Source organism: Glaciimonas sp. GNP009 (assembly GCF_054343755.1).
Genome location: NZ_JBTGUV010000004.1, coordinates 2,081,607 through 2,107,624 on the forward strand (window position 1 = coordinate 2,081,607; position 26,018 = coordinate 2,107,624).

The following is a 26,018-nucleotide window of genomic DNA, read 5'->3' on the forward strand; positions in this document are numbered from 1 at the left end:
AACACCGCAAATCTGACATAAAAAAATGGTGGGTCAGGTGCTTCCTGATCCACCATTTTTTACGTCATTACCTTGCACCGAATGATGTGGTGCGCTCAGACGTCTATAACGTGGTTGGGGTGGATGATATCGCCGTCTCTGGCGCGCCATTTGACGCGATTGGTGCCGACGACTGTAAGGCGGCTTGACTCGGTTTTTCACGACGTAGTTCCTGCACCGGAAACGGAATCGAAAATCCAATCGCATCCAGTGTTGGCTTAATCTGCTGACTAATATCCCAGCGAACGGCCCAAAAATCCGACGTCATTGTCCAAAACCGTATTTTGAGCATCACAGCGCTATCCGCGTAATCGCTCACAACCACCAGCGGTTCTGGCAACTTCAGAATCCGCGGATCGGCATCCAATAACGCGGTTAAGGCCCGAATCGCAATGGCGGGATCATTTTTATAATCGATCCCGATCGGCAGATCCATACGCCGCTTGTCATGCCGACTATAGTTGGTAATCGCGCTGTTCCATAACTGGTTGTTTGGGACAAATAGACAAACGCCATCGGCCTTGGTTAATTTTGTTGCGAAAAGACCAATTTCATCGACAGTTCCTTCGACGCTGCTATTCGCAACATATTCGCCGACCTGAAATGGTCGCAAAAACAACAACATCATACCGGCCGCAATATTTTGTAGCGTACCTTGCAATGCCAGACCTATCGCCAGACTGGCTGCACCCAACACTGCGATGATACTGGCGGTCTGCACACCAAACTGTCCCAATACAGCAATCACCGTAATCAGACGAATGAGCCACAACAACACACTCCGCAATACCGGTCGCAAGGTGGCATCGACGTTAGAGCGAATCAACACACGCTGGAACATATTCGATAATTTGGAAGAAAACCACCAACCAAGCATCAATATAACGATCGCCAGCACGGCATTCACCGCGTAATGCAGCGAGGACGTAGCCAGAAAAGTCCAGAGTGCATTTAACTGGTCAACGGCAAAAGTATTCAAAGGTAAACTCCTATTTTTATGACGAACATTCGCCTGTAGGCTGACGCGTCAATGACTTGCTCGCCGACGGTGATGAGACTAAACGTTCCAATAATGCTTAAAAAACGCTTAATTAGCACTTAAGTAACGTTTAAACAACGTCATTAGGCTTGGATTATTGCATTTAGTTGCAACAGTAGGCTGAAAGGGGCGTCATTCAAGCCTTATGTACTGACATGCAGCTCTGTTTGAGCTCCGAATGCGCGATCAGGGATGGTCCATCACCATCAATCAGATCGAGATGCCGCGCGCTAACTCCCGCGGGTTTGCTACACTATCGACTTACGTATCAGCCAACCTACTTGATCGATCCCCATGAGCAAATATTGGAGTCCCATCGTCAGCCGCCTGACGCCTTACACGCCCGGCGAGCAACCAAAGATTAACAATCTGATCAAACTCAATACCAACGAGAATCCTTACGGTCCGTCGCCGTTGGCCATTGCAGCGATCCAGCGCGAAGCTGCCGACACGCTGCGTCTGTATCCTAATCCGGACTCCGAACCGCTCAAGCTTGCCATTGCGGAACAAAATGCGCAATACGGCATCACTCCGGAACATATATTTGTCGGTAATGGTTCCGATGAAGTGCTGGCGCATGTGTTTCAGGCGCTATTGCAACACGATGATCCGATTCTGTATCCGGACATTACGTACAGTTTTTACCCGACTTATTCCAACCTGTATCAAGTCGCCTACAAGACAATCCCGCTCGCGGACGACTTTACGATTCAGGTCGATGACTATCTGAATGCAGGCAAAAACGGGGGGATTATTTTTCCTAACCCGAATGCGCCGACTGGTTGTCTGCTGCCATTGTCTGAAGTTGAACGCCTGGTCGCGGCGCAACCTGATAGCGTGGTCATCGTTGATGAGGCGTACATCGACTTTGGCGGCGACAGCGCGATCCCGCTGGTTTCGCGTTTTCCCAATCTGCTTGTGGTGCAAACACTGTCCAAATCCCGCTCTTTAGCTGGCCTGCGGGTTGGCTTTGCTATTGGTCATCCTGATTTGATTGCTGCTTTGGAGCGGGTCAAAAATAGTTTCAATTCCTATCCACTGGATCGGATGGCGATTGCGGGAGCCGCGGCCGCGATTCAGGATAAGTCGCATTTCGATCAAACCCGGCTTGCGGTTATGGATACCCGCAAGACGCTAGTTGCCGGATTGAATGCGCTGGGCTTTAACGTATTGCCGTCGGCTGCCAACTTCGTTTTCGCGCGTCATCCACAACACGACGCGGCAACCATTTCCGCAGGATTACGCGCCGATGGGGTCATCGTTCGACACTTTACCAGCCCGCGAATTGCACAATTTTTGCGCATTACGGTCGGCTCAAATGCGGATTGTCAGGCGTTACTGGATGCGCTACCCAATCATCTGAAAGATAAGACAAATGCGGTTAAATTGGCTTAGTCGTATCTCTATCTTATAGATTCGAATATTGAAGTGCACACTAGCGCACGACGGTGACGTAAATACCCCGTTGATAATCGCAATCACTATCGACGGGGCTGATTAGTGTGCTATTGCACTATTACACCAACACACCCACGCGCTACACGATCTCGTCCACTTCTTCACCATTTTTGTGATCAATGTCTCTTCCACTAGCCATTCCCGTTCCTACTATTAACCGCATGCGTCAGGCAGCGCTTCCGCTCCTGTTTGTCTTGCTCGGCGTTGTATATGCAACCTGGGCCTCGCGCATACCGGCGGTGCGCGATGCCTTGCAACTTGATCCGGCAGAATTAAGTCTGGTATTACTATGCGCAGGGATCGGTGCCGTGGGTTCTTTTCCGCTGGCAGCGTGGCTGACCGGTCATTACGGCGCGCGCCACAGCGCCTGGTACGCCGGCGTTGGATTATTGGTGACTATGCCGTGTTTGGCGCTGGCTCCCAATATGGCGTGGTTAATGCTTACCATGACCAGTCTTGGACTTTGCTCTGGTTGCTTTGATGTGGCGATCAACGCACTCGGTGCCGCAGCCGAAAAAGTAGCTGCGCGTTCGATCATGTCGCTATTACACGCCTGGTTTTGCGTCGGCACTTTATCCGGCGCGCTCATCGGCAGCGGCTTTGCTGGCATCGGCTTGTCGCCGCTCTCACACTTCGGCTTATTGGCACTGCTATTCGCCCTGCCGCTAAGACTTTGCTACAACGCATTGCCAAATGATCGCCCCGAACCGAGCATCGGTAAAAAGTATTTTTCACTCCCGCACGGCCACCTGATCGTCCTCGGTATCATCGGATTTTGCGGCGCGATTGTTGAAGGGTCTGTGGCAGACTGGAGTGGTGTTTACATGACGGACTGGTTGCGTGCCAGCGACGGCACTGCACCGTTAGCGTTTGCCGCCTTCGCGGCGATGATGCTGGTTACAAGACTTATAGGAGATCGACTAAAGGAGCGCTTCAATGCACGCAAAGTCGTCACCACCGGTGCGCTTATCGCGGCAGTTGGTATGTTTGTGGCACTCATCGCACCTAACGTTTCGCTCTCCATTTTCGGCTTTGCATTGACCGGTGTTGGCGTTGCGACCGTTTTCCCTTTTGTATTCAGTGCGGCGGGGCGCCATGGTTCTACCGCGCTGGCGGGTGTCGCCACCCTCAGTTACGGCGGTGGTTTGATTGGACCGCCGGTGATCGGGTTTCTGGCACATGGCTTCGGCCTGCACGCCGCGCTGTCTCTGGTCGGTGTGTTATGTCTGGCGGTCGCACTATCAGCGAGTCGCGCGAAGTGGCTTGAGTGAGCGATCGCGGAGCGCGATAAAACCAACGAAGGGTTAAGAATCTCCGTCCACGTATAAAATGCCTTGAGTACGATAAAATGGTGTCCTCGAGAAATACCCTGCATTTGCTAAATTCGCTTTGGAGCCTGCCATCATGCCTAATTTGTCTGCTCATACTTTCGCTCGCACCTTGACCCTCGCTCTCACTGCCAGTGCGACGCTGGCAGCTTGCGCCATGCCCGGACAGGAAAGCAAAATCACCGACGATCCACGATTGTTATCGTCCCGTTGGGAACTCACCGATTGGCCGAACCATGTTATTCCAACCGGCGATAACGGTGATCCGGTGATTCTGACTTTTAGCAATGAAAAAGGCCAGGGACGGGTGAATGGTCGCGCCTGGTGCAATCAGTTTACGGCACCGTTTTCGATTCGTAGCCCGGGTCGACTGACGATTGTTGAAGCGGTGACAACACGTATGGCGTGCCCGGAACCCGCCATGCGTTTCGAAGCTGACTTTTTAGAAAAACTACAGGCAGTGAACGACTACAAAATTACCGGAAAAACCCTTGAGTTCAACACCGTTGACGGTAAAGTAATGACTTTCCACGCACGGGACAAAGTCGGTGCCACGGCTAAAATAAAATTCATCTACGTCGCCGCGGAAAAAGCACCTTGCTCTACCGGCGTGATGCAGACAACTTGTTATCAAATCCGTGAAGATAAAAAAGCCCCATGGCAACTCTGGTACGGCGACATTGCCGGTTTCAAACCTGAACCCGGTGTGCAATATCGCCTGCGCATTTTAGAAGAGCGCGTTCCACATCCACCCGCCGATGCCAGCGCGGTCAAGTGGACGCTGGATATCATCGTTGAGCAGGAATTGGCTGAATATCAGAAGTGAGTTTTGCAGCCAATAATTCTAGCTTTGCGCGACGCCGCTGGCGCGGATTAGCGTAAATTTTCAATACCTAAAATGATAGGGTTGACGCAGAGCCAAACCAGCCGGGCCGGGCCAGCCTGCACTAAAGCGCCAGCCGCCGACGTGCAGCCTGATATTCGGTTTGCAAGCGATCTACCATTGCGGCCACCGTTGGCACGTCACTCATTAGTCCGACCCCTTGACCCGCGCCCCATATATCACGCCAGGCTTTGGCGCCGCTTCCACCGGAACCAAAATTCATTTTGGTCTTGTCCGCCTCGGGAAGATTGTCTGGGTCAAGACCAGCATTAATAATGGATTTTTTCAAATAGTTGCCGTGAATACCTGTGAACAGATTGGTATACACAATATCGTTAGCGCTTGATTCGACAATGGCCTGACGATAGGCATCGTCGACATTGGCTTCCTGAGTGGCGAGCCAGCGCGAGCCAATATAGGCAAGGTCTGCGCCCATTGCTTGCGCCGCCAGAATCGCGTCACCGGTGGCAATCGCGCCAGACAGTGCAATCGTCCCGTCGAAGAATTTTCGTACTTCGCCCACTAACGCAAACGGTGACAACGGACCGGCATGACCGCCAGCGCCGGTGGCGACCAAAATCAAGCCGTCAACTCCGGCTTCCAATGCTTTTTCAGCATGGCGAATCGAAATAACATCGTGCAATACGATGCCGCCATAGCTATGAATAGCGTCCATCATCTCTTTGGGTGGCGCACGCAGACTGGAAATGATAATCGGAACACGATGTTTGACACACATTTCCACATCATGGGCCAGACGATCATTGGATTGATGCACAATCTGATTGACTGCAATCGGACCTACTTTAGCATCCGGGTGTTCTGCCTGATGTGTTGCCAGTTCAATTTGCAATTGTGTCAGCCACACATCGAGCTCGGCTGCCGGACGCGCATTGAGCGCCGGAAACGAACCGACGATCCCCGCTTTACATTGCGCCGCGACCAACGCCGGTCCACTGGCGATAAACATCGGCGAACCGATAACGGGAAGGCTTAAGTTTTGCAACACTGCGGGCAATGCCATAACGACCTCTTTTAGTGGGATCAAAGAAATGATTATAAGGGAAACGTCATACAAAAAAGTACGATCGTGCTAGATTTTATCTTCTAACTGGATTGATTCTAATTACTTTTTTTTATTAAAAATATAATAAACAGCAAGCGCATAAGTGAGTGAAAACTTTTGGATTGGTTATCATAAACCAAATGAGGCTTTCATTAAGTGAGTGACAAGCATCTGGATGCGGAGGATATGTTCGCGAAATACAAAAAAATAGCTCGCATTTTAGCGAGCTATTTTTAACGATATGGCAACGGCATGCGCCTATCGCTACGTTAAATTACCAGACATCTTTAGGCAACACATCGCGCAATGCAGGAATGCTATGTCGGGTAAATTTAGGCACGTCGATACCGCGTTTTTTCTGTTCCAGATAATCACGCCATGCCGCATAGGCGTATTTACTCAACAACACAATTGCCACCAGATTAATCAACGCCATCAATCCCATGCTGGTATCCGCCATATCCCATACCAACGGCAAACTGCCCGTGGCACCAAACATCACCATTCCAAGTACACAAAGACGGAATAAGAACAGCAACAATGGATGCTTGCTAATAAACTGAACATTGCCTTCAGCGTAAGCGTAATTGCCTAACACTGATGAATACGCAAAGAAGAAAATCGCCACGGTTAAAAATAGTCCGCCCCAACTTCCCAAATGCGCTGTGATCGCCGCGTGCGTCAAACTTGCTCCTTGGGTTGCGCCACCTGGAACGTATTCACCAGACAATAAAATAATCAATGCAGTCGCCGTGCAGATAATCATTGTGTCCACCACCACGCCCATCATCTGTAATAATCCTTGAGAAACAGGATGAGAAGTGACTGCCGCCGCAGCGGCATTGGGCGCTGATCCCATCCCCGCTTCGTTAGAAAATAGTCCGCGCTTAATACCAGTCATCATGGCCACAGTGATCGCGTAACCGATGGTTCCGCCGACAGCTTGCTCAAGACCAAACGCACTTTTGATAATCAAACTGAAGACCGCAGGCAATTCAGTCAGATGCGTCACCAACACAAATGCCGCCACGCCGAGATAGCCAACCGCCATAATCGGCACGATCACAGCGGCAAACTTTGCGACGCGTCGGATGCCACCGAAAATAACCGGCGCGGTCAACAGCACCAATGCGATACCAACCCAATGCCGCGGAATATGGAAAGAAATATCCATCGTTTCAGCGATGGATTGGGCCTGAACTGCATTGAAAACAAACCCAAAAGCCAAGATCAGCGACAACGCAAACACCATCCCAAAGGCGCGTGAACGCAATCCAATCTGGATGTAATAACTCGGTCCGCCCCGAAAACTACCGTCTTCATTACGGACTTTAAAAATTTGCGCCAGCGTTGCCTCGACAAATGCTGATGACATGCCAAGCAGTGCGACCACCCACATCCAGAAAATCGCGCCAGGACCACCAACGGTCAACGCCACCGCAACGCCAACAATATTACCGGTTCCGACACGGCTTGCGATACCTGTCGCAAAAGCTTGAAAGCCGGTAATTCCCTCAACGGATTGTCCGGGTTCGCGTTTGAATAAATTTGACCGAAAAATGCGCGACTGGATAAAACCAAAACGAATCGTAAAAAAAGCGCCGACGCTTAACAACAAATAAATGAGGACATATCCCCACAAAATACCATTAAGCCAGTTGACGATAGGGTGAAGAAGGGTTTCAAACATGAGTGGATTGTCTCTGGTAAAAAGGGAATGCCATTACAGACTACGACTGTGTATTATCGACAACGTATAACGACAACATATAACGACACCTGACCATCCAATCGCATGTCATTGGCATATGATCTGCATGGCAGTATCGATTTCTACGCGTCAGCTTCTACGCACATTTACATATTGATTATTTTGCTTAGCGCCACATCGAAATGATTGGCCGCTAGATATTAGCCGTTAAAGCGGGCGCGGGCGGCGGGTTTTATACCCATGGCGTGACTGAAGACGCATTATTAGAAAAGTCTGACTTATTTTGAGAAAAATCTTACTTATATTACGTATTTTTCTTACGCAGAATCAAATATTTAATCCGAATTTAACAACACTTCACCATCCAACTGCGCTGCGCCAGCGCGTAACAATTGCGCAATAAGCCAAGCAGTCAGTTGATCATTCGGAAGATGTAAATGACGCGCATTTGTGGATACCATCAAAGGCATTGTCGCAACTATCTGCGACACATCTTCCAGAGATATTTTTTGACGTTCCAGTAGCAGAAATTTCAGCAATACTTTCAGTCCATTTTGCGCGTTTCGGATAGGCTCGGCCGAGAGATAATCCAGCCGTGAAAAAGCACTGGAAAGCGCACTGGCAACGTCTGTAAATGGTCGACCATGACCAGGAATAACGATCGCAACGTCCAGAGCGGCAATCATTTCCAGCGTCTCCCGCGCTTCAGCAAATCCCGATTGGCCGTCGAGTTCTGGAAAAATGACACCGAACCCGTTTTCCCACAATGCATCAGCAGAAATCAAAATCCGATGTTGAGGACAATACAGGATCAGCGAATGCGGATCATGCCCTGGCGCAGCCAGCACTTGCCAGGTCATGTCTCCGAGGATTATTTCGTCGCCGCCTTGCAAGGTGGCGTCAACATGAAATCGCGCACATTGCTGACCCGTGGCGACGTAACTTAACGCGCCCTGATCCCAGTCGCGTACCTTTGACGCTTCTGCAGCAGGAATAAAAGTACGACAGCCGTACGCTTGTTGGAGCGCGGCGTTGCCACCACAATGGTCCGAGTGAATATGTGTATTAACCAGCCAGTCGAGCGGGCGACCATGCAACACTTGCGCTACCAGCGCAACCGTCTGCGTTGCGTGCGTCGCATAGCCGCTATCGACCAGAGCGGTTTGTTCCTGTCCCAGAAACAGGATGTTATTTGATGACAACCAGCCACGTTGAAGCACATGCATGGTCGCTGGTAATAGGACACGCAAGGAATCGTTCATCGTTGCACTACCAACCGCCAGGAGATGGCACACGCAACGATCAGCATCCGATCAACAGGGGAACGCGCCAAGGCAGCGTTTACATCCAACATGCGGGCACAACCTTCACATCAACAAGTAACGTTCGCCGTGCAGCGGACCGATTTAACAATATGACTAGTAATTAATCAGTCACATCAGTCAAATAGATCCAACTGCGTTTAACCTCCATGTTCGCCGATGGCGATGGAATCAGCAAGAAAATTATATCTAGCGCTAAAAGCGGCATCCAACCAAGACGTATCCGATGAACCATATATCGGACGCCCTTTAATAATCTGCCAGATGTGAATGTACAGTCGGCACCCGCAACGCACCGACGATCAGGAATGCCGCCACGGACTATATCCCAGCGGTTCGACCCCTCTCGCTCTACAGGCGATTCGGGATCGACGTTCTTAGTTGGTCCTTTTATTGGTAGGATGTTTTAGGCCGCAATATCATCACGCGGGGCTTGCAGACCCATTTCCTTGCGGAACATGGCTTCCATTTCACGCCGTACCTGAATTGACTCTTTGCTGCTGTCGATAACGACATCGCTCCAACGCACGGATTGCCCCGCGCTGATGGGGCGTTGCAACACAATATTGTGCGCAAGTCCGATCGGTAGCGCGTCGCTGTTTAATGAATCGGCGGCCGACATCAATTTGCCATACACCATGTGGCCACCTTCACCGTCCAGACGTTCGCCAGCGCGCAAATCGCGTTTAGCGGTTGCCACGACATCACCATGGAATTCTGTAGTACTGCCGGTTGGCTCACCGCGAACGGCGATATTAGCGATGGAAATCCCCAATTCGAGACCGATCAGATGGTACGGCTTATACATCGTGGCAAAGCGACCGCTGGAATCGGTTTTTAAACCGTATTGCGAAAAGCATTCGCGGACATAATCGGTTGGTGCTTCAAAGGTTACATACACGCCCCATCGCAAGTCGCGAAAGACCGGACGCCCATCACGCTCAAGCGAAGACACCACTTCGACTGTGCCAGAATGCGGCAAGATCCCGCCAGCCGATGCCGGACGTAAAATATTCGGCAAATCATCCACACCGCAAGGAGGAAAAGCGAGTCCGTCTGAACCTGGTCGTAACCCTGTCGCGTTGGCCACTGCCGCCATTTCGAGCGCCGATTTGGTGCCGTCCAGGAACGAGTTAAACATCTGCGCATTGAAGTCACCACCGGCGACTTGCTCATCGCTAAAACCGTAATGTCCCCATACCGTGTCGGGAGTGGATTGATGATATATCGGTAGATATTTGGTCCCTTTGCCCGCGCAGACAACATCGAAACCGGCAGTACGCGCCCAATCCACCATCTCGGCTATCAACGCAGGCTGATCGCCATATGCCATTGAATAAATGATCCCAGCTTCCGCAGCGCGCCGTGCCAGCAACGGTCCGGCCAGCGCGTCGGCCTCGACATTGACCATCACGATATGTTTGCGATGCTTGCAACAAAGCAATGCATGGCGGATACCCGCAGCTGGATTGCCGGTGGCATCAATAATGATATCGATTTCGCCTTGCGAAATCAGCGCTTCCGCATCATCTTGTACGAAGGTGCTGCCGTTACGTAGCGCTTCATTCCAGGATTTTGCGGCATACATCGGCTCCGGCCAGCCGACTCGTTTTAAGGATTGGCACGCACGTGCCGGGGACAAATCAGCAATCCCCAACAGATGCACGCCCGGCGTACGCGGCACTTGCGACAGATACATTGAGCCGAATTTCCCTGCCCCGATCAAGCCGACGCGCACGGGTTTTCCCGCGTCAGCGAGTCCTTTTAATTGCTGAAACAAAGTTGACATGTCTACTCCTGTAATAATATTTGTACACCGCCATGTTTGACGGGAGGCGATACCGTATTTTCGGATTCACATAAAAAGAGTAGCATTCGCATTTCCCCCCGTAAATATTGAATATCACACAATGGATGTGCAAAAAATCGCATGCAAAAATTTGACTGGAACGACCTACAAGGATTTTTAGCCGTGGTGCGGGCCGGACGACTTACCACCGCAGCCTTGCAGTTGGGTATTGATCATTCGACACTCAGCAGACGCATAGTTGGCCTGGAGAAGGCGCTTGGGGTGGCTTTGTTTGACCGTCGCTCGGCCGGGTACGTCCTCACAGCAGAAGGTGAGCGCCTGATTCCCGATGCGGAGGCGGTCGAAAGCCTGGCGATCCGCATTCGATCCCGCTCCGATGATGGAGCGCTAGGGTTAATGGGTTCGGTGCGGATCGGCGCACCGGAAGGATTCGGAACTTATTTTTTGGCACCCGAACTGACCGGCCTGGCGACCCGCCATCCACAGTTGGAAATTGAACTCATCGCCAATCCACGCATGTTTAGTCTTTCCAGGCGCGAGGCTGATATTGCGATCAGCATGACGCGCCCCGAAACGGGTCGGCTGCATGCACGCAAGCTGAACGACTATGAGCTTGGCATTTATGCGGCACGTTCTTTTCTGGCGCAGCACGGACCAATTGACACCCAACTTTCATTGGCGGCCCATACTTGGGTGGGCTATGTGGAGGACTTGATGTGGACCAAGGAGCTTGATTATTTGTCACACATTCCTACCGCGCCAGCGCCACGTGTCAGAATTTCGAATGTGATCAGCCAGATGGCGGCAGTGAAAGGCGGAGTCGGACTGGGCGCACTGCCATGCTTCATGGCCCGCAATGAGCCGGAATTGGTGCGACTATTGCCAGACCAGATCAAACTATTCCGCGGCTATTGGCTAATCACCCATGCCGAAGCGCGCGATTCCGTGCGCGTCAAAGTGGTGGCAGATTATATTGCTGAACGCATCGAGGCCGCAGGTAACGCTTTTTGGACGGATGGCTAACGAGGATGGCTATGTGTTGGAGGCAGAAAAGCAAGAGACCAGCGCAACTCAATTCGGTGGCGGCGTAACGACGGCAAAAGCCGAGAACGAAGGCCGCATCTTCCCCCGACACGCCGCGCGCTAAGGACCGACCCGCCAGCGATTAAACCAGTACGACAGAATCCATGCAGAGTACAGCGTTTGCACCCGCATTTATGTTGTAGTAACATATCTACTTAAATCAAGTATTCGAGGTGTCGCTATGGTCATGACCATCACAACCCTATCAAGCCGCGAGTTCAATCAAGGGGCGAGCGAGGCAAAACGGGCCGCAAACAATGGGCCAGTATTCATCACGGATAGGGGACGACCGGCCCATGTTCTTATGAGCATCGCGCTTTATCAGCAGATTACCGGAAGTCACCAGAAGATTGCCGATTTGCTGGCGATGCCGAGCATCGCTGATATCGACTTTGAGACTCCACGCTCGCGTGAGATTCCGCGCCCTGTGGACTTTTCCTGATGTTTATTCTCGATACCAATGTCGTTTCTGAGTTGCGAAAAATTCGCCTTGGCCGAGCCGATAAAAATGTGGCGCAGTGGGCCGACAGTGTGGATGCCACAGACCTCTATTTGTCGGCCATCACCGTGCAGGAGCTGGAACTGGGCGTATTGTTAATTGAGCGCCGCGATCCACCACAAGGCGCTATTTTTCGGACCTGGTTCGAGAGCCATGTTTTACCTGCATTTGCCGGCCGCATTCTACCGGTTGATACCGCGGTTGCGCAACGTTGCGCGGCGCTTCATGTGCCCGACCCGCGCCCGGCCATGGATAGCCTCATTGCAGCAACGGCGCTGGTTCATGGCATGACCTTAGTAACGCGAAATGTGGCTGACTTTCAACCGTCCGGCGTGACGATTCTTAACCCATGGGAGACCCAATGATCGGTAAAGCGTCGCGCACTGGTCCTTGGGATCATGTGCATACACGCGACGCTAGAGATTGGGCTAAGGCGACACAACCCCTAACTTGCTTGGCTATTACGCTTCCAGCGCCTTGCTCAACAACTCCGCGACCAATTCATTCACGCCGCAGTCACGCTCTTGCGCCAGCGTTTTTATTTGCTGCACCAGATCACTATTCAATTTGACCGCAAACGGTACCAAACCCAGCGACTGATCCAGATTGCGCTGCTCACGCCGATCCAGCGCTACGGGCGCAGTTTGACCGAATACAGCGGCGGAACCCGGTTGCTTCATCTTGCCGGAAAGTTTCATTGCTTGCATCTTTGCCATGCCGGATTTTTTCATTATTTCAATTCCTGATTAAATATAGATCGCCATTCTACGCAGTCCCGCGCCCGAAAACAGTTCTATTAGGCGAGATGGGCAAAGAGATGCCGAAACCGACGCAGACTAACGCAAAATAAGACACTTATTAAGATACTTACTAAGATGCCAACGAAGCGTTATCGCCTGAATTTGTTTTGCATCGGCGACCTAATCCCGAATTGCCCGAAATGTGTTGGCGATTTGCTACTAGGCAAAAGCGCGCTTAGCAGCGATCGCGTTTCCGGCCCGACTGGCAGCCTTGCGTCCGAGATGCTGAGAGATGAATTGTCCTGCCTCAACCACCGCATCGAGATTTATACCCGTTTCAATCCCCAACCCTTGCATCATATACAACACGTCTTCCGTTGCCACGTTACCGGTTGCGCCCTTAGCGTACGGGCAACCGCCCAAACCGGCCACTGACGCGTGATAGATTGAAATGCCGACATCCAGACTGGCGTAGATATTCGCCAGCGCCTGACCGTAAGTGTCATGAAAATGGCCAGACAAACGATCCACCGGAAATTCCTGCACCAATCGTTGCATGACCGCCTTCACCTTGTTGGAAGTTGCCACACCGATCGTATCGGCAATGTCAATCTCGTCGCAACCAAGATCGCGCATGCGGTGCAACACATCCACCACCGCATCAATACTGACTTCGCCCTGATACGGACAACCAAAAACGCAACTAATACTGCCGCGCAAACGTTTTCCCGCTTGTTTAGCGGTCAGAGCCACGTCACGAAACCGTTCGATTGATTCGGCAATTGAGCAATTGATATTCTTTTGCGAGAACGCTTCCGATGCCGATCCAAAAATCACCATTTCATCAGCCCCCGCCGCCAAGGCAGCTTCGAGGCCCTTCATATTGGGAACCAAGGCTGAATAAATTACGCCCGGTTGCCGGATGATGCCCGCCATCACTTCGGTGGATGTCGCCATTTGCGGCACCCATTTAGGCGATACAAAGGAGGCCGCTTCAATGTTGACGAAACCTGCCGCGGTCAGTTGATTGACCAGTGCAATCTTGATTTCTGCAGGAATGGTCTCTTTTTCGTTCTGCAAACCGTCACGTGGGCCGACTTCAACGATTTTAACTTTGCTTGGGAATGTCATTTTACGATCCTCGCTATTCTTATGATTTTAATATCCGATGATTTAATAGCCGTTGATACGGTCTACAACCCCGGTGACCGCCTCACCGCGTTGCAGCGCACGGATTTTTTCGCTGATTTGTTGAATCGTGTCTAGTTCCACCGATGCTGCTGCGAAATGCGGCGTAATGGTAATGCGCGGTTCCTGCCAGTAAGGATGCTCGGACGGTAATGGTTCTTGCTGAAATACATCCAGTGTTGCACCGGCGATATGACCGGTTTTGACCAGCGCCAGCAAATCGTCTTCCACCAGATGACCGCCACGGGCAACGTTAATCACATACGCACCTCTGGAACCCCCGGTGTGTTCAGTGCCACTCTGTAATTTTTGCAGATTTTCACGATTGATGATGCCGGTGGTTTCTGGCGTCAGCGGCAGGATGCAGACCAACACCCGCGAGGCCCGCAAAAACGCATCAAGACCGTCTTCGCCCGCATAACAACGCATGCCGGGCAAGTCTTTCTGAGTGCGACTCCAACCATTCAACGGAAACTCAAAATGCCTGACCGCGTCGGCAATCCGTACACCCAACACGCCAAGACCCAAAATACCGACGCTAAAATCCTGCTTGTTATTGCGCGACAAGCGTCGCCATTCACTCTGACTGGCCTGTTGCTGATAAAGCGCAAAGCGGCGGTAGTAGCCAAGCAAAGCGTGCGTCACATACTCAGCCATCTGAATCGCCATACCGGCATCGTCAACCCGAATCAGCGGCACACCGTCAGGAAACGCATTCCCTAGTTGGAAAATGGCATCGACACCCGCACCAAGATTAAAAATGCCTTTCAAATCGTGTCGCCCACGCAGCATGGCCGCCGGTGGTGCGAACACCAGCGCATAATCTGCATGGTCCGTATCGCCCTCGGACCATAACCGACATTCAGCTTCAGGCATCGCTTTGGCGACCATTTCCAGCCAGTCGTCCAGCCCGCTCCCAGGCGGCGCATAGTATATTATTTTCATTGAACTCCTTCTGGCAGCGCTTTTTTTAATTTCTGACTAGCCTTCGGTCAAGCATCGAAACCAAGTGCGGAATCAGGTCCGCTATCAGGTTTGTTACACCCACCGCTTTGCCACAAAACCGCATTATCAAACTATTGCGTTACATCAAGTTTAAACGCTAGCAATTGCGCCGCTTCGGCCACCTGATCGCCAACCGCATACAGCAACTCTTCCACCAGACCATCGGCTGGCGCGGCAATCGTGTGCTCCATTTTCATCGCTTCCATAATCAGCAATGGCGCACCCTTTTTAACCTGATCGCCCTGCGCGACCAATACGGCAACGATTTTCCCGGGCATGGGCGCAGTCAGGCGACCACCTTCGGTTTCGACTTCACCGGCGTGCGCCAATGGATCGACATAGTCCAGCGTATACTGGTGGCCGCCGGTAAATACCTGAAAGTGGGTACCATCAGAAACCACCGTACCCCGCACCTCGCGATCACCAAGACTGATGACGTAATCACAATCACTCTGCTGCAACAATGCCATCCGCGTGAAGTGTTGACCATGTTGCAACAACCAACTGCCGGATTGATACAGCACAGCGATCGGGCTTGCCTTGCCATTGTCGACAAAGGTCAGCTGGCGTTGCAAGTTACTGTTCAGACGCCAGCCATTGGTATCGGTCCAAGGATTAACATGCGTGTCGGTTGCGCGACGTTCAGCCGCCAATAATGCGGCGGTTGCCAGCGCAAGCACTGCCACTTCAACCGGCTGAGCGATTGGAAACAGCGCGTCCTGATTCCGTTCAATCAACCCTGTATCCAGATCAGCGGTGGAAAAAGGCTGACTGGCAATCAGACGCTGCAAGAAACTGATATTGCTGGCCAGACCCACAATTTGATACTGCGCTAAAGCATTAGACATACTCGCCAAAGCCTGGTGCCGATCCGGTGCCCAGACAATCAATTTGGCGATCATCGGATCATAAAACGGCGAGATGGCATCACCCGCACGCACCCCTGAATCAATCCGTACAATCGCGTCGGGTGTTGCCGCAGCGGTCACTTCAAATTCGCGTGCGGCTGGCGTACGCAAATGGCGCAGCGTGCCGATTGACGGCAAAAATCCCTTGTCCGGATTTTCAGCATAAATCCGCGCTTCAATCGCATGACCGCGTATTGTTAGTTGCGCTTGCTTAAGTGGCAGCGGCTCGCCAGAAGCAACTCGCAATTGCCACTCAACCAGATCAAGCCCAGTGATCATTTCGGTCACCGGATGTTCGACTTGCAGGCGGGTATTCATTTCCATGAAATAAAACGCGCCGCCTTCGCCATTTTCGTAGTCAGCAATAAATTCCACCGTACCCGCGCCGACATAGCCAACTGCCTTAGCTGCCGCGACCGCCGCATCGCCCATGGCTTTGCGCCGCTCTTCAGTCATTCCTGGCGCTGGCGCCTCTTCCAGTACTTTTTGATGACGCCGTTGCACTGAGCAATCACGTTCAAACAAGTAAACGCAATCACCCTGACTGTCGGCAAAGACCTGAATTTCTATGTGTCGCGGACGGGTCAAATACTTCTCGACCAATACTTTATCATCACCAAAACTGCTGATCGCCTCGCGCTTGCAAGATGCCAATGCAGCCTTGAAATCTGCGCTATTCTCGACGATTCGCATGCCCTTACCGCCGCCGCCAGCGCTTGCCTTCAGCAATACCGGATAGCCGATTTTGTCGGCCTGTTGCTGCAACAGATCGGCATCCTGATCATCGCCGTGATAACCGGGAACCAGCGGCACGTCGGCTTTCGCCATTAATGACTTGGCGGCAGATTTTGATCCCATCGCCTTGATCGCACTAGCCGGCGGTCCGATGAATATCAGACCAGCGTCTGCGCACGCCTGCGCAAATTGCGCGTTCTCTGACAAAAAACCGTAACCCGGATGGATCGCCTGCGCGCCCGTCGCCAGCGCGACGGCAATAATTTTATCCCCGTGCAGATAGCTTTCCTTGGCCGCTGCCGGCCCGATGCAGACTGCCTCGTCGCAGACTGCCACATGCTTGGCACCTGCATCGGCTTCCGAATAAACCGCCACCGTTTTGACACCCATACGGCGGGCAGTGGCGGCAACGCGACAGGCGATTTCACCGCGATTGGCGATCAAAATTTTTGTAAACATGTCTGCTCCAGTTGGTTTTTTGTTCTGCTGAAAAACAATTCAATCAAATCGCTGCCCATCGCTACTTCTACTAAAAGTTTGTAGGACTAACGCAATCGTCAGTCCTACAGAATCTCACTTGTGGTAACAGACGTTTGAAGATGATTTTTCGCCGTTTCTATTTTTTCTTTCGGTCAGCTAACGAACTGCTTTATTGCGCTTCGCTTTGCGTCACTTCACAGCGTGCATCAATGGCAGTCGACCGCGTGTGCATACCCAATTTAGCCAACAATGCGCGATCTTCTTCAACTTCCGGGTTGCCGGTTGTCAGCAATTTATCGCCGTAGAAAATCGAGTTCGCACCCGCCAGGAAACACAGCGACTGAATCGCCTCACCCATCTGGCGGCGACCGGCCGATAAACGCACCCGCGCTGTTGGCATCGTGATACGTGCCACTGCAATGGTCCGAACAAATTCGAGCAGATCCAGCGCCTCAATACCATACAAAGGCGTGCCTTCGACCTGCACCAGATTGTTCACAGGAACCGATTCTGGATAAGGTGTCATGTTGGCGAGTTGCGCCACCAGACCGGCCCGCTGCAAGCGCGATTCGCCCATGCCGACAATCCCGCCACAACACACTTTGATACCGACGCCACGCACGCTGTCGATCGTGTCCAGACGGTTTTGATAATCGCGGGTGGTGATAATGTCACCATACAATTCGGGGGCGGTATCGAGGTTGTGGTTGTAGTAATCCAGACCGGCTTGCTTCAACCGCTCGGCCTGACCTTCGCCCAACATACCCAGCGTGGCGCAGGTTTCAAGGCCGAGAGCTTTCACGCCGCGCACCATATCTTCTACGTGTTCCAGATCACGATCTTTTGGCTCGCGCCATGCCGCGCCCATGCAAAAACGCGTTGCACCGTTAGCCTTGGCTTGACGGGCAGCATCCAGCACCGTCTCAAGAGGCAAGATTTTTTGGGCAACAACGCCGGTATCGTAGCGCGCAGCTTGCGGGCAATAGCCGCAATCTTCCGGGCAACCGCCGGTCTTGATCGACAAGAGTGTCGCTAACTCGACTTCGCTTGGATCAAAATTTTCGCGATGTACTTGTTGCGCGCGGAACATCAAATCGTTGAACGGCAAATTGAATATTTCCAGCACTTCTTCCACGCGCCATGCGGCATCGACTGCCGGAGCCACGATTTTTTGGGCGATACCAGGCTGAAAGTTAATCGGTTGTGAAGTGCTGGCGTTCGGTTGCGAAGACATGATCAGATTTCCTTAGAAGGGAGGGAATTTGTTAAAAGAGGTGTTCCGGCAGGCCAGCCCGGCAAATGTGAAAATTCAAGATAACTGGCGGCAGCGGCGATTAATTCCGCAGCGGGCAATGGAAGTCGCGGTACACGGCCCAATAAAGGCGCATCAATGCGCGCCACCAGCGCCTCAATCGTCGCGTCAGCGTTCAGCATGTCGGGATCGACAGTATTGATAACCCAGCCTGCCAATAGCAAGCCGCGCGCGGCAATCGCTTCGACCGTTAGCAGCGCGTGGCTAATGCAGCCAAGCCGCAAACCAACAACCAGCACAACCGGCAAACCCAACTGTTCTGCCAAATCGGCGGTATCAGTGGTGGCGTTCAATGGCACGCGAAAGCCACCAACGCCTTCGACTACCACTGCGTCAGCCAAGGTCGCTATCTGTTGATAGCACGCCAAAATATGCGGCAATGCAATGATGCGGGCTTCCTGCGCGGCGGCGATATGCGGCGCGGTCGGCGCCTTAAATAAATACGGCGTTGCCAAATGTGTTGGTAGCGCGACGCTGGCTTGCGCTGCCAAAGCGTCGGCATCATCGTTGTGCCAGATGCCGTCGCGCAACTCTGCACCGGCGGCGACCGGTTTCATCCCGGCGGTACGAATGCCGGTTTTGGTCAGCGCATGCAACAAACTGGCAGCGACGAGCGTTTTACCGATTTCGGTATCCGTGCCAGCGACAAAATAGGCGCATTGCGGCTTGTTTTCCATTGGCATCAACGCATTCAACGGTATCGTTTGATTAGTCATCAAGACCTCTCGCCAATGACGCTGTTGAATACAGAAGCTGTGCGTGCTGCCAGCAAGTCGCACTCTTCCTCATCGAGGATGTATGGAGGCATCAGATAGACCGTGTTGCCAATGGGTCGTAATAGCAATTCGCTTTCCAACGCTTTGCTGAAAAATCGACGCGAAAAAGTTGACGCTGCTGCCGGATCGGCAATTTTTGCATCAAACGCCCAGATCATCCCGCGCTGGCGGAAATGCTGCACGCTCGGATGATCGGCCATTGGTTGCAATGCGGCGGTTATGCGCTGTGCCTTCACGCGATTAGCGTTCAGTACATCATCTTGCTCAAAAATTTCAAGCGTCGCCAACGCCGCACGACAGGCTAATGGATTGCCGGTGTAAGAATGCGAATGCAAAAAACCACGGGTGACGTCGGCATCGTAGAAACTCTGATAAATGGCATCGGTCGTCATCACCAGCGACAATGGCAAATAGCCACCGCTGATCCCTTTCGACAGGCAAACGAAATCCGGCCAGACCGGCTGCGGCGCTGAGGCTTCAGAACCCTTTGCCGTAGCTTGCTCAGACGCAAAGAATGTTCCAGTCCGACCGCAGCCCACGGCAATTTCATCAAAGATCAAATGCACCTGATAACGGTCGCATAAGGCGCGTACTTCGGCCAAATAGACGGGATCGTGCATTGCCATGCCGGTCGCACACTGCACCAATGGCTCGATAATTAGCGCCGCGATGTGCGTGCCACGTTGTTGCAATAACAATTCCAGAGAATGCGCAGCACGACGCGCAACATCGGCAGCGGTTTCTCCTTCATGCGCGCCGCGTGCATCGGGCGACATCACAACGTGCGCCTGACGTAATAGCGGTCCATACGCATCGCGGAACAAAGCCACGTCTGTCACCGCCAGCGCACCGATGGTTTCGCCGTGATAACTGCCTTTGAGACAAACGAATTCTTGCTTGGCGCTATGACCGGCGTTACGCCAGGAATGAAAACTCATCTTCAGTGCTATTTCCACCGCCGAAGCACCATCCGACGCGTAAAAGCAATGCCCCAACACATTCCCCGTGCGCTCTGCCAGTTTCTCTGACAACCGAATCACCGGCTCGTGCGTAAAACCCGCCAACATCGCGTGTTCAAGCTTATCCAGCTGGTCTTTCAACGCGGCATTAATACGCGGATTGGCATGACCGAATAGATTCACCCACCATGAACTAATGGCGTCCAGATAACGCTTGCCATCGGCGTCGTATAGCCACGCACCGCGACCATGGCTGACCGGAATCAGCGGCACCGTTTCGTGGTGTTGCATTTGCGTGCATGGATGCCAGACGCTTTTCAGACTGCGATTTACCCAGTCAGATTGTGTATTTTGTTTCAACTATGCTTCCTTCATACTGTCGATATCGGCTGGCGCGTTTTCCTCGCTGACGGTATCTTTTGCGGTCAAGGTCTCTGCGGCAGCAAGCTTTTTAGCAGCCACATGCAACGCAGCAATCAATTGATCCACTTGTTCTATTGTATGCGCCGCTGAGAGCGAAATACGCAATCGCGCAGTCCCTTTGGGCACCGTCGGCGGGCGAATCGCGGGCACCCAGATATTCTGCTCAAACAATGCCGCCATCACATCCAGGGCGAGCTGATTATCACCGACAACCAATGCCTGAATCGCACTGTCAGACGGGAGTAGCGACCATGGTAAATCAGCAACACCATCACGTAACTGTTTTGCTAATTGCCGCAAATGCTGTTGTCGCCAATCTTCGGTTTCCAACAAGTTGAGCGTCGCTAATAGTGCGCACGCTAACATCGGTGGACTGGCCGTAGTGAACACGTAAGTCCGTGCGCGCTGCAATAACCATTCGATCAACGTTGCATCGCCAGCCACAAACGCGCCCGAAACACCAGCCGCTTTCCCCAACGTGCCCATATACAGTACGCGCGGTGACGCCAATCCAAAATGGGCCAGACTGCCACGGCCTTGCGGTCCCAGCACGCCAAAACCGTGCGCATCGTCGACCAACAACCACGCATCGTATTTTTCGCACAGTGCCAACAGCGCAGGCAAGGGCGCAATATCGCCATCCATACTAAACACGCCATCAGTCACTATCAGCTTGCGTGCGCTAGTGCTTTTGGCGAGTTGCTGCTCCACCCGCGCCACGTCGTTATGCGGATAGACGCGGAATTCTGCACCGGAAAGACGTGCGCCATCGATCAGGCAAGCGTGGTTTAACCGGTCGGAAAGTACCAGATCGCCGGGGCCCACCAACGCCGGAATAATCCCCATATTTGCCATGTAGCCATTTGAGAAATGCAATGCGCGGGGCATGCCAACAAACGCTGCCAGCGCGACTTCCAATTCTTCGCACACACTACTATGACCGCTGATCAGCGCCGACGATGCCGCGCCGACGCCGAATCGCGCCAAGCCATCGTGGGCAGCAGCGATCAACGCAGGATGATTGGCTAAACCAAGATAATCGTTGTTGCTGAAAGCCAGTATTTGCTTGCCATCAATTGTCAGCAGCGGACCTTGTGGACCATCCACGATGCGTCGTTTGCGTAGCAGCTTCTGGTCTTGCAATTGCATCAACTGAGCGCTTATTTCATCCATCAAATCGGGCTTGAAACCGGGAAACGCGTCAACAGGCAAATTAAGGTCAGCATTAGACATGCGCGGCATCCTCGATTGGAGAGGCCGCCAGCGTCGACACGTACTTTAATGGCAACGCGTTGAGGCTTCGATAAACTGCGTTATGTCCCCACGATTGGGTCTTGCCAACTAGTTGCAAGCCCGGCAACCGCTGCATAACGCTACGCAAGGCAATTTCTGCTTCCATATACGTCAAAGTCGCGCCGATACAAACATGCGGGCCGAAGCCGAACGATAAATGCGCGCCCTGATTACGGGTGATGTCGAGCGTATCGGGGGCGGTGAATTTGGCGGGATCGCGGTTAGCCGAACCGATCAATGGGATGACCAGATCGCCTTTTTTCATGCGCTGACCATGCAATTCAACGTCAACTTTCAAACGACGGCCAGTGTATTGCACCGGACTGTCGAATCGGAGCAATTCCTTCAACGCCGATGGCAACAATGCTGGATCGTCCCGTAACATCTGCCATTGGTCAGGGTGTTGCAGAAGCGCCAACATCCCGTTGCCAAGCAGATTGCGGGTCGTTTCGTGACCGGCAAATAACAACGTGCAACACTGCGCCAGCAATTCTTTGGTAGTAATAATGCCGCCGTTCGCTTCGGCCAGCATCAATTGGCTGATCAAGTCATCGCCGGGATGCAAACGCCGCTGCGGCAGGATTGCGCGAAAATACGCGTTCATCGCGACCAGACTGGTTTGCGCACGTCGGGCAATCTCGATAGTCGGGGTCGGGCTGCCGATAAAATCAGCAATATCATCCGACCAGGCCACGAATTCCGCCCGATCATCGCCATCAATACCCAACATCGCCGCAATCACCAAGGCTGGCAACGGCCGCGCAACATCCCGCATGAAATCAAAACTGGCGGGGGTCGCAGATGTCGTTGCCATCACAGAATCCAGCAAGCCATCAATCAGACTTTGAATCCGCGGCGCTAGCGCCTGCAAAGCCGCTGGTTTAAAGCCAACGTTCATGACTTGACGCAGCCGTGTGTGTTGCGGCGGATCGACAAATAACAACGACCGCGAAAAAATACGTTTAAATTCACGCAACTCGGTCAGCGCTTCCGGGCCGCTAGTATTCGCCCAGCCACCCGCACGCCGCACCGAAAAACGTGGATCGCGCAGAACGCTGGCGACATCGCTATATTCCGTCACAAGCCATGCACCACCACAGAACTCTTCATTCCAGTGCAGCGGCCCGGCCTGACGCAGTGCCTGATAAGTTGGGTAAGGATTGTTTAAAAAATCATTGTTTATCATGTGTTAACTTTTAAAACTGACGAGCTTGCGCTCACCATACTGCAAGAGACTGCAGGGGAACCGGAATTGTATAGGTATCGCCGCAACAGCATCACTTCAACCTGTGGATTAGCGCTGCATTCATCCCATATGGGGATGGTTTTTATGTATGACTTTTCAATAATATTGTCGGTTAATTATCATTGCAACCATGATGGTTTGCGCTTTTCCAGAAAAGCACGAACGCCTTCACGGCCTTGATCGGAAGCACGGCTTTGGGCAATTCCCTCGACTGTTGCGGCAATCAGTGCAGCGCTTAAAGGTTGACCGGCAACATCCCGCACCAAGCGCTTGGCATTTGTCACGGCAGCCGGACTGGCGGCAAGCAATGATTTCAATAGCACGTTAACCGTGTCATCTAATGTTTCAAGTCCGACCACTTCGTGGACCAACCCGATTCGCAGGGCGGTTGCTGCCGAAAAGCGTTCAGCGGTAATGAAGTAGCGGCGCGCCGCCGACTCGCCGATTGCCTTAATAACATAGGGGGAAATAGTCGCGGGAATCAAGCCGATCCGGACTTCCGACAAACAGAAATGGGCTGCCTCGACCGCCACCACGATATCGCACGCGGCAACCAAACCCAGGCCGCCTGCGTAACAATCGCCTTGTACGCGAGCGATCACCGGTTTTGGACAATCGTAAATCACCTGCAACATGGCCGCCAATTGTCCTGCGTCGGCGCGATTCTGTTCCGGCGTGTAATCTGCCATCTCTTTCATCCAGTTCAGATCAGCACCGGCACAAAATGCGACACCATTCGCAGCCAACACAATCGCCCGAACCTGTGGCATTGCGCCCAGTTCCGTGAAGGCGCGCGTGATTTCGGCAATCGTGTCCTGATTAAAGGCGTTACGGACATCGGGCCGATTTAAGGTAATGGTGGCGACTTGTGCATGGTCGCTGTTGCCAGCTTTACATTCAACTAACAGGGTTTTATACGTCATTATGTTCTTTCCGATTGCATGTTCGCGTGCGTTTTTTACTTTTTGGGGTGCGTAAATAGCGCTGCATAATAAATTTATGCAGCAAATTTACATGCGGAAAACGCCAAATTTAGTCTCCGCAATCGGTGCATTCAACGCCGCACTCAAACCAAGACCTAACACCATGCGCGTATCCGCAGGATCGATGACACCGTCATCCCATAAGCGTGCCGAGGCGTAATACGGATGTCCCTGATGTTCGTACTGATCGCGAATCGGTGCTTTGAAGGCGACTTCTTCTTCTTCAGTCCAAATACCGCCTTTGCCCTCGATACCATCGCGCTTGACGGTTGCTAATACGCCCGCAGCCTGATCGCCACCCATGACCGAAATCCGCGCATTTGGCCACATCCACAAGAATCGTGGTGAGAAGGCCCGCCCGCACATGCCGTAATTACCGGCACCAAAACTGCCGCCAATAATCACCGTCAACTTCGGCACAGCCGTCGTCGCCACCGCGGTCACCATCTTGGCACCGTTACGCGCAATGCCTTCGTTTTCGTACTTGCGACCAACCATGAAGCCGGTGATATTTTGCAAAAAAACCAGCGGGATTTTACGCTGTGAACATAGCTCAATAAAATGCGTGCCTTTTAACGCCGCTTCTGAAAACAAGATGCCGTTATTGGCGATAATGCCAACCGGCATGCCATAAATATGGGCAAAGCCGCAAATTAGCGTAGTGCCATAACGTGCCTTGAATTCATCAAAATCGCTGCCATCCACCACCCGCGCTATGACCTCGCGCACATCGAATGGCTTGCGCGTATCAAGCGGGATGACGCCGTATAACTCGTGGGCCGGATATTTCGGCTCAATCACTGGGCGCAATACTGGCCCTTCGGGCTTTTTGCGGTTCAGGTTTGACACTATCGTGCGGGCCAGTGCCAGCGCGTGCAAATCATTCTGTGCCAGATGATCAGCGACGCCGGATAAACGCGTGTGTACATCGCCGCCGCCCAAGTCTTCGGCGCTGACGACTTCGCCAGTCGCTGCTTTGACTAACGGCGGACCCGCCAAAAAGATGGTTCCCTGATTTTTGACGATGATCGATTCATCGCTCATGGCGGGAACGTACGCACCGCCGGCGGTACAAGATCCCATGACGACCGCGATTTGCGGAATGCCTTTAGCGGACAAATGCGCCTGATTATAAAAAATTCGCCCGAAATGATCCCGATCAGGAAACACGTCATCCTGATTTGGCAAATTGGCACCGCCGCTATCGACCAGATATATACACGGCAAATTATTTTGTTCGGCGATTTCTTGTGCGCGCAGATGTTTTTTGACCGTCAGCGGATAGTAAGTACCGCCTTTGACCGTTGCATCGTTACAGACAATCACGCATTCTTGCCCTGCCACGCGGCCGATGCCGGTGATGACACCCGCAGCTGGCGCAGCATCGCTGCCGTCTTTATCGATATAAACGTGATAGGCCGCCAGTTGCGAAAATTCCATAAATGGTGTGCCCGGATCGAGCAGCATTTGTACACGGTCACGCGGCAAAAGTTTGCCACGCGCCACGTGCTTGTCACGCGCCGCATCACCGCCGCCTTCTGAAATTTGCGCGACCTTTTGTCGCAAATCGTCGACCAGCAAATTGAGTGCGCTAGCATTCTGCTGAAAATCTTCGCTTCGGGTATTCAGTTTGCTTTCTAACTGGGGCATCTCAATATCCTTAAACTTTTTAACTTACTATTACCGTCTTTTATCGTCAGATGCGCCATGGCTGCCCGTGGCTCTCTAACGC

Annotated in this window: 22 protein-coding genes and 1 pseudogene; 7 read left to right on the plus strand and 16 right to left on the minus strand. The window is 52.5% G+C overall.

The window, feature by feature from the left end; translation table 11 throughout:
• Positions 1 to 103: 103 nt before the first annotated feature.
• Entirely contained in the window at positions 104 to 1,018 is a 915-nt protein-coding gene (locus ACXX82_RS10090) for a mechanosensitive ion channel family protein (RefSeq protein ID WP_322234264.1), read from the minus strand.
• Positions 1,019 to 1,372: 354 nt separating this feature from the next.
• Here ACXX82_RS10090 and hisC point away from each other — a divergent pair, with 354 nt between their 5' ends.
• From hisC to ACXX82_RS10105, 3 genes are all read left to right on the plus strand, one after another.
• Positions 1,373 to 2,473: a histidinol-phosphate transaminase gene (gene hisC, locus ACXX82_RS10095; RefSeq protein WP_322234266.1), complete on the plus strand. Its 1,101-nt coding sequence runs from the start codon at positions 1,373 to 1,375 to the stop codon at positions 2,471 to 2,473.
• Between the two features lie 182 nt (positions 2,474 to 2,655).
• Positions 2,656 to 3,807 carry an MFS transporter gene (locus tag ACXX82_RS10100; protein ID WP_322234267.1) on the plus strand — a complete coding sequence of 384 codons (1,152 nt, stop codon included), beginning with the start codon at positions 2,656 to 2,658 and terminating at the stop codon, positions 3,805 to 3,807.
• 133 nt (positions 3,808 to 3,940) lie between these two features.
• Positions 3,941 to 4,690 (plus strand): DUF4377 domain-containing protein, encoded by a 750-nt coding sequence (locus tag ACXX82_RS10105; RefSeq protein ID WP_322234269.1) that lies wholly within the window; start codon positions 3,941 to 3,943, stop codon positions 4,688 to 4,690.
• Between the two features lie 121 nt (positions 4,691 to 4,811).
• On the opposite strand, the gene ACXX82_RS10110 is transcribed toward ACXX82_RS10105, so the two are convergent.
• From ACXX82_RS10110 to ACXX82_RS10125, 4 genes and pseudogenes are all read right to left on the minus strand, one after another.
• The gene (locus ACXX82_RS10110) at positions 4,812 to 5,771 is read right to left on the minus strand and encodes an NAD(P)H-dependent flavin oxidoreductase (RefSeq protein ID WP_458562854.1); all 960 of its coding nucleotides are present in this window, start codon (positions 5,769 to 5,771) and stop codon (positions 4,812 to 4,814) included.
• Between the two features lie 319 nt (positions 5,772 to 6,090).
• Positions 6,091 to 7,503, minus strand: a pseudogene (locus ACXX82_RS10115) (alanine/glycine:cation symporter family protein); the annotation flags it as partial.
• A gap of 356 nt (positions 7,504 to 7,859) precedes the next feature.
• Positions 7,860 to 8,786: an MBL fold metallo-hydrolase gene (locus tag ACXX82_RS10120; protein WP_322234272.1), complete on the minus strand. Its 927-nt coding sequence runs from the start codon at positions 8,784 to 8,786 to the stop codon at positions 7,860 to 7,862.
• Positions 8,787 to 9,252: 466 nt separating this feature from the next.
• A complete protein-coding gene (locus ACXX82_RS10125) occupies positions 9,253 to 10,635 on the minus strand; it encodes an NAD(P)H-dependent oxidoreductase (protein ID WP_322234274.1) in 1,383 nt (460 codons plus the stop codon).
• A gap of 141 nt (positions 10,636 to 10,776) precedes the next feature.
• Here ACXX82_RS10125 and ACXX82_RS10130 point away from each other — a divergent pair, with 141 nt between their 5' ends.
• The 4 genes from ACXX82_RS10130 (at position 10,777) to ACXX82_RS10145 (ending at position 12,603) form a co-directional block, all read left to right on the plus strand.
• Complete coding sequence (locus tag ACXX82_RS10130; RefSeq protein WP_323506597.1) at positions 10,777 to 11,679, plus strand: LysR family transcriptional regulator; 903 nt, start codon at positions 10,777 to 10,779, stop codon at positions 11,677 to 11,679.
• Positions 11,672 to 11,803 carry a hypothetical protein gene (locus ACXX82_RS10135; RefSeq protein ID WP_458562855.1) on the plus strand — a complete coding sequence of 44 codons (132 nt, stop codon included), beginning with the start codon at positions 11,672 to 11,674 and terminating at the stop codon, positions 11,801 to 11,803. The genes ACXX82_RS10130 and ACXX82_RS10135 overlap by 8 nt, the downstream gene beginning before the upstream one ends.
• 123 nt (positions 11,804 to 11,926) lie before the next feature.
• A complete protein-coding gene (locus tag ACXX82_RS10140) occupies positions 11,927 to 12,181 on the plus strand; it encodes a type II toxin-antitoxin system Phd/YefM family antitoxin (RefSeq protein WP_322234280.1) in 255 nt (84 codons plus the stop codon).
• Complete coding sequence (locus tag ACXX82_RS10145; RefSeq protein WP_458563979.1) at positions 12,178 to 12,603, plus strand: type II toxin-antitoxin system VapC family toxin; 426 nt, start codon at positions 12,178 to 12,180, stop codon at positions 12,601 to 12,603. Before ACXX82_RS10140 ends, ACXX82_RS10145 begins: the two co-directional genes overlap by 4 nt.
• 96 nt (positions 12,604 to 12,699) lie before the next feature.
• Here ACXX82_RS10145 and ACXX82_RS10150 read toward each other — a convergent pair whose 3' ends face one another.
• The 11 genes from ACXX82_RS10150 to ACXX82_RS10200 all read right to left on the minus strand — a co-directional run bounded on the left by ACXX82_RS10150 (position 12,700) and on the right by ACXX82_RS10200 (position 25,936).
• The gene (locus ACXX82_RS10150; RefSeq protein ID WP_322234282.1) at positions 12,700 to 12,969 is read right to left on the minus strand and encodes a hypothetical protein; all 270 of its coding nucleotides are present in this window, start codon (positions 12,967 to 12,969) and stop codon (positions 12,700 to 12,702) included.
• 228 nt (positions 12,970 to 13,197) lie between these two features.
• Positions 13,198 to 14,109 (minus strand): hydroxymethylglutaryl-CoA lyase, encoded by a 912-nt coding sequence (locus ACXX82_RS10155; protein WP_458562856.1) that lies wholly within the window; start codon positions 14,107 to 14,109, stop codon positions 13,198 to 13,200.
• 42 nt (positions 14,110 to 14,151) lie between these two features.
• Positions 14,152 to 15,111, minus strand: a complete 960-nt coding sequence (locus ACXX82_RS10160; RefSeq protein WP_458562857.1) for a 2-hydroxyacid dehydrogenase — start codon at positions 15,109 to 15,111, stop codon at positions 14,152 to 14,154.
• A gap of 131 nt (positions 15,112 to 15,242) precedes the next feature.
• On the minus strand, positions 15,243 to 17,273 hold the full coding sequence (locus ACXX82_RS10165; protein ID WP_458562858.1) for an acetyl/propionyl/methylcrotonyl-CoA carboxylase subunit alpha: 2,031 nt from the start codon (positions 17,271 to 17,273) through the stop codon (positions 15,243 to 15,245).
• Between the two features lie 190 nt (positions 17,274 to 17,463).
• Complete coding sequence (bioB, locus tag ACXX82_RS10170; protein WP_322234288.1) at positions 17,464 to 18,528, minus strand: biotin synthase BioB; 1,065 nt, start codon at positions 18,526 to 18,528, stop codon at positions 17,464 to 17,466.
• Positions 18,529 to 18,530: 2 nt separating this feature from the next.
• Positions 18,531 to 19,322 (minus strand): dethiobiotin synthase, encoded by a 792-nt coding sequence (gene bioD, locus ACXX82_RS10175; protein WP_323506594.1) that lies wholly within the window; start codon positions 19,320 to 19,322, stop codon positions 18,531 to 18,533.
• Positions 19,322 to 20,701: an adenosylmethionine--8-amino-7-oxononanoate transaminase gene (bioA, locus tag ACXX82_RS10180; RefSeq protein WP_322234291.1), complete on the minus strand. Its 1,380-nt coding sequence runs from the start codon at positions 20,699 to 20,701 to the stop codon at positions 19,322 to 19,324. The genes bioD and bioA overlap by 1 nt, the downstream gene beginning before the upstream one ends.
• Positions 20,702 to 21,937 carry an 8-amino-7-oxononanoate synthase gene (gene bioF / locus ACXX82_RS10185; protein ID WP_323506617.1) on the minus strand — a complete coding sequence of 412 codons (1,236 nt, stop codon included), beginning with the start codon at positions 21,935 to 21,937 and terminating at the stop codon, positions 20,702 to 20,704.
• Between the two features lie 52 nt (positions 21,938 to 21,989).
• Positions 21,990 to 23,243, minus strand: coding sequence for a cytochrome P450 (locus tag ACXX82_RS10190; RefSeq protein ID WP_322234294.1), 1,254 nt, complete (start codon positions 23,241 to 23,243; stop codon positions 21,990 to 21,992).
• Between the two features lie 179 nt (positions 23,244 to 23,422).
• Positions 23,423 to 24,226 (minus strand): enoyl-CoA hydratase/isomerase family protein, encoded by an 804-nt coding sequence (locus ACXX82_RS10195; protein ID WP_323506592.1) that lies wholly within the window; start codon positions 24,224 to 24,226, stop codon positions 23,423 to 23,425.
• Positions 24,227 to 24,313: 87 nt separating this feature from the next.
• Positions 24,314 to 25,936: a carboxyl transferase domain-containing protein gene (locus ACXX82_RS10200; protein WP_458562859.1), complete on the minus strand. Its 1,623-nt coding sequence runs from the start codon at positions 25,934 to 25,936 to the stop codon at positions 24,314 to 24,316.
• Positions 25,937 to 26,018 lie beyond the last annotated feature (82 nt).